Annotated in this window: 4 protein-coding genes; 2 read left to right on the top strand and 2 right to left on the bottom strand. The window is 71.4% G+C overall.

What is annotated here, in order from left to right; genetic code table 11:
* The first annotated feature begins 35 nt into the window (after window positions 1-35).
* The gene (locus tag ETD96_RS41950; RefSeq protein ID WP_138642044.1) at window positions 36-962 is read left to right on the top strand and encodes an alpha/beta hydrolase family protein; all 927 of its coding nucleotides are present in this window, start codon (window positions 36-38) and stop codon (window positions 960-962) included.
* 6 nt (window positions 963-968) lie between these two features.
* Here ETD96_RS41950 and ETD96_RS41955 read toward each other — a convergent pair whose 3' ends face one another.
* Window positions 969-1796, bottom strand: a complete 828-nt coding sequence (locus tag ETD96_RS41955; RefSeq protein ID WP_138642045.1) for an oxygenase MpaB family protein — start codon at window positions 1794-1796, stop codon at window positions 969-971.
* A 101-nt stretch (window positions 1797-1897) separates the two neighbouring features.
* The gene (locus tag ETD96_RS41960; RefSeq protein ID WP_138642046.1) at window positions 1898-2629 is read right to left on the bottom strand and encodes an isocitrate lyase/PEP mutase family protein; all 732 of its coding nucleotides are present in this window, start codon (window positions 2627-2629) and stop codon (window positions 1898-1900) included.
* 124 nt (window positions 2630-2753) lie between these two features.
* On the opposite strand from ETD96_RS41960, the gene ETD96_RS41965 reads away from it, so the two are divergent.
* On the top strand, window positions 2754-3782 hold the full coding sequence (locus ETD96_RS41965; protein WP_138642047.1) for an alpha/beta hydrolase: 1029 nt from the start codon (window positions 2754-2756) through the stop codon (window positions 3780-3782).
* Window positions 3783-4204: the final 422 nt, after the last annotated feature.

The following is a 4204-nucleotide window of genomic DNA, read 5'->3' on the forward strand; positions in this document are numbered from 1 at the left end:
CCCCCTCAAGATGGAGGGATCTCCGAGGGGGGACGATGACTTTCGCGAACCAGGCCGACGTCCAGCACACGGCCATCGAGCTGCTGGGCGATCGCACGTTGGTCGCGGAGGGCCGAAACCTGCCCGTGTTCGCGTCCTCGTCACTGGACGAACCGCGGCCGGGGCTGACCGAGGCGGTCGTGGTCGTGCACGGCGCCCTGCGCAACGCCGGCGACTACTTCCGCTCCATCGAGGCGGCGCCGCACCGGCTGGTCGTCGCGCCGCAGTTCCTCACCGAAGACGATGTGCGCGGCCGCAGTGAGCGCGCGCATTTCCTGAGCTGGAGCACCGAGGGCTGGAAAGGCGGGTTCGGGGAGGTCAGTTCGTTCGCGGTAATGGACGAGCTGCTGGGCAGGCTGAGCGGGTTCCCCGAGCTGCGCAGGGTGACCGTCGTCGGCAATTCGGCGGGCGGCCAGTTCGTGAACCGGTACGCGGCCGTGGGGCGCGGCCCTGACGGTCTCGCGGTTCCGGTCCGGTTCGTGGTCGCCAATCCGTCGACCTACCTGTACTTCGACACCTGCCGGCCGAAGGGCGGCTCGTTCGTCCCGCACGGGAACCTCGAAGTCGACCAGTGGCGCTACGGTTTCGGCGGCCCGCTGCCCGGCTACCTGGGCCTGCCGGCCGGTCCGCGGCGGGAGGCGGCGATCGCGGAGTACTTCCGGCGCTACACCGAGCGGGACGTCGTCTACCTCCTCGGCGAGGAGGACGCCGACCGCGGGGCGCTCCTGCTGGAGGTCCATCCCGCCGCCGAGGCCCAGGGCGGCACCCGGCGGGAGCGCGGCGAGAACTACCACCGGTATCTGGCCTTCAAGGCCGGGCGGGTCGTGCATCGGCTGGTCCACGTGCCGGGCGTCGGGCACGACGCGGCGGCCATGTTCGGCTCGCCGCAGGGCCGCCGGTGCCTGTTCGGCGACCCCGTGTAGGGCGGGTCAGACGACGGGGCGGCCGGCGCGGACGCGGCGGCGGAAGTCGTAGAGGTAGGCGTTGAACGGGAACTCGCGGGCCGGGCGGGGCAGGGCGCGGTTGGCGGTGCGCAGGACGCGCAGGAGGCGGTCGAAGCGGCGCTGGTCACGGGGCGTCCAGGGGTAGCCGAGCTCGTCGCGGAAGGGCTGCGGGAGGAAGCCGAGGGTGAGGAAGGTGTGGGAGCGGCCGAGGGCGAGGCGCACCGGGGCGTGCAGGAAGCGGAGTTCGGTCAGGTCGCGCAGGTAGCGGCGGGTGACGTCGTCCATCTGGATCTTGCTCATGCCGTCCTCCCAGTACTCCTGGAAGGCGGCGCGGTCGGCCGGCCACAGTTCGGGCTTCACCTGCAGCGTCGTGCCGAAGCGGGCGCCGTAGTGGTACAGCTCCTCGGCCTCGGCGGGGGACGGCTTCCCGTACAGGATCTCGTAGATCATTTCGAGGCCGACGTAGAGGCAGGCGGCGACCCAGAGCTGGAGTTCGGGGTCGAAGGCGTTGTAGGCGACGGGCTCCTTGGCGCGGACCTGCCGGTGCGCCCGGTTGACCTCCAGGCGCATCGCCTTGCGCTCGTCCTCGGTGCCGAGCATCGCGACGGCGATGTAGGTGAGGGTGGTGCGGGCGCGCTTGACCGGGTGCTTGTCGACGCGGCCGCTCTCGACGGTGCTCTCGGCCACGCCGTGGCCGATGGGGAGGCGGGCGAGTTGCATGACGACGTTCGCCGCGGCACCCGCGAGCGCCAGGCCGCTGATGGAGTCGAGGACGACCTTCGGGGTCTCGGCCTCCGCCGCGATCGCTGTCATACCGGCCCCACTTCCTGAGACATAGAGGCGAATCTCGTCTCACTGTGCCAGTGTAAGTGATTGCTTGCAAGGGCGCCCCGGCGTGGGCGCCCTCACACGCGTCAGCCGTGCGGGTCCTCCTTCGCCAGGACGCGGGTCGCGAACTCCTTCACGGCGTCGAGCGCGCGCAGGTACGGCATGGGGCCGTACGACACGCGGGCCACCCCGGCCGCGGCCAGGTCGGCGAGGGACGTGCCGGGCATGTTGTTCGCGTTCACCGGCCCCGGCAGCCCCTTGACCAGGGCGGGCACGGCGTCCATCGGCGCCATGATCGGGTAGACGCAGTCGGCCCCCGCCTCCAGGTAGAGCCGGCCCCGCTCGATCGCCGCGTCCACCGGGTCGGGCACCCCCTTGACGAACGTGTCGGCCCGCGCGTTGATCACCAGCGCGTCGCCCGCGGCGTCCCGGACGGCGGCCAGGTAGTCGGCCTGCTTCGCGGGCTCGGCCAGCTCGCCGCCGTAGGTGTCCTCCAGGTTGCAGCCGGCGGCGCCGATGGCGAGCAGCCGCTCGACGAGCTCGGCGGGCGGCAGCCCGTACCCGGCCTCGGCGTCCACGGTCACCGGGACGGTCGCGGCCCGGATCACCCGCCCGGCGGCGGCGAGCATCTCGTCCACGGGCGCGCCCTCGTGGTCGGGGTAGCCGAGCATGGCGGCCACCGCGGCGCTGGCGGTGGCGAGCGCCGGGAACCCCGCCTCCTGGACGACCTGCGCGCTGCCGGCGTCCCACACGTTCGGCAGCAGCAGCGGATCGCCGGGCCGGTGCAGCTCGCGCAGTCGTGCGGCATTTTCGGACATCCTGTCTCCCTTCCCTTTCCCAGGTGGACGGAACGGCTCGCCGCATTGTGACATCGGCGTCGGACGGCACGCCGCGCCCTGGGTTAGCGTCGTGGTGATCACCACCCGCGATGAGGGAGTGCCCATGCTGCCCTGGTCCGCCGAGTTCGCCGGCCGCCTGGAAGAGCACGTCGTGCACAGCGAGCTGCTGCGCGGCAACCCGCTGAACGACCCGCACGAGCGGCCCGTGCTCGTCTACCTCCCGCCCGGCTACGACGACGAGCCGGAGCGCCGCTACCCCAGCGTCTACGTGATCACCGGGTTCACCGGGCACGTCGGGATCTGGCGCAACCGGATGCCGTACCGGCAGCCGTTCCCCGAGACGGCGGACGCGGTGTTCGCCTCCGGCGAGGCCCCGCCCGCGATCGTCGTGTTCGTGGACGCCTGGACGGCGCACGGCGGCAGCCAGTTCGTCGACTCGCCCGGCACCGGCCGCTACCACTCCTACCTGTGCGACGAGATCGTCCCGTGGGTGGACGGCCGCTACCGGACGCTGGACGCGCCCGAGCACCGGGCGATCAGCGGCAAGTCCAGCGGCGGCTACGGCGCGATGATCACGCCGATGCTGCGGCCCGACCTGTTCGGCGCGCTCGCGACGCACGCCGGCGACGCGCTGTTCGAGTACTGCTACCTGCCCGAGTTCCCGAAATGCGTGCGGCACCTGCGCAAGTACGACGGCGACATCTGGCGCTGGTGGCACGACTTCACCTCGCGCACGTCCTTCACCAAGCCCGAGGACATGGAACTGCTCAACATCCTCGGCATGGCGCTGTGCTATTCGGCCCGCGAGGACGGCACGCCCGAGCTGCCGTTCGACCCCGTCACCGGGGTGATCCGGCAGGACGTGTGGGACCGCTGGCTCGCCTTCGACCCGGTCCGGATGGTGCCGGAGCACGCCGAGGCGATGCGGTCGCAGCGGGCGATCTGGATCGACGGCGGGACGCGCGACGAGTGGTTCCTCGACGTCGGCGCGCAGGCGTTCCACCAGGCACTTCTCGACGCGGGCGTCAAGGAGGACGCGATCCGGTTCGAGCTGTTCGACGCGGGCCACGGCGGCATCGACTACCGCTACCCGCTGGCGCTCTCCTGGCTCTGCGGGCGCATCGCCCCCTGAGCCGGAGCGGCCCCGGGCCGCGGCGCCGATTCAACGCTCACTTCACGACAAAGGTTCCCGGACGGACGGGCCGGGCCGGTCTTCCCGGCCCGGCCCGTTCGCGCTGCAAGGAACGTTGCATTCAGCCTTTCCATTAACTTCCTCCCCGAACTTGAAAATCCAGTAACAAATGGATTCATTGACACTTTTCACAATTCGGGGTGCACTTCGGGGCAGCTCATCCGGATGAGTCCCCCATCCCTACCCCCCCCGCCGGGCGGGCGGCGACCCCACGGAGCGCTCCCACAAGGACCTCCAGGTGTCCTCCCGCGCCGTCCGGCATGTGGAAGGAGCACCCCCGTGAGACACCAGACCGCGATCGGGGCGACGGTGCTGTCCGTCGGCCTCGCCGTGGCGATGTCCTCCCCCGCCACAGGTGCGAC

The sequence above is a fragment of the Actinomadura geliboluensis genome (assembly GCF_005889745.1).
GTDB lineage: Bacteria > Actinomycetota > Actinomycetes > Streptosporangiales > Streptosporangiaceae > Spirillospora > Spirillospora geliboluensis.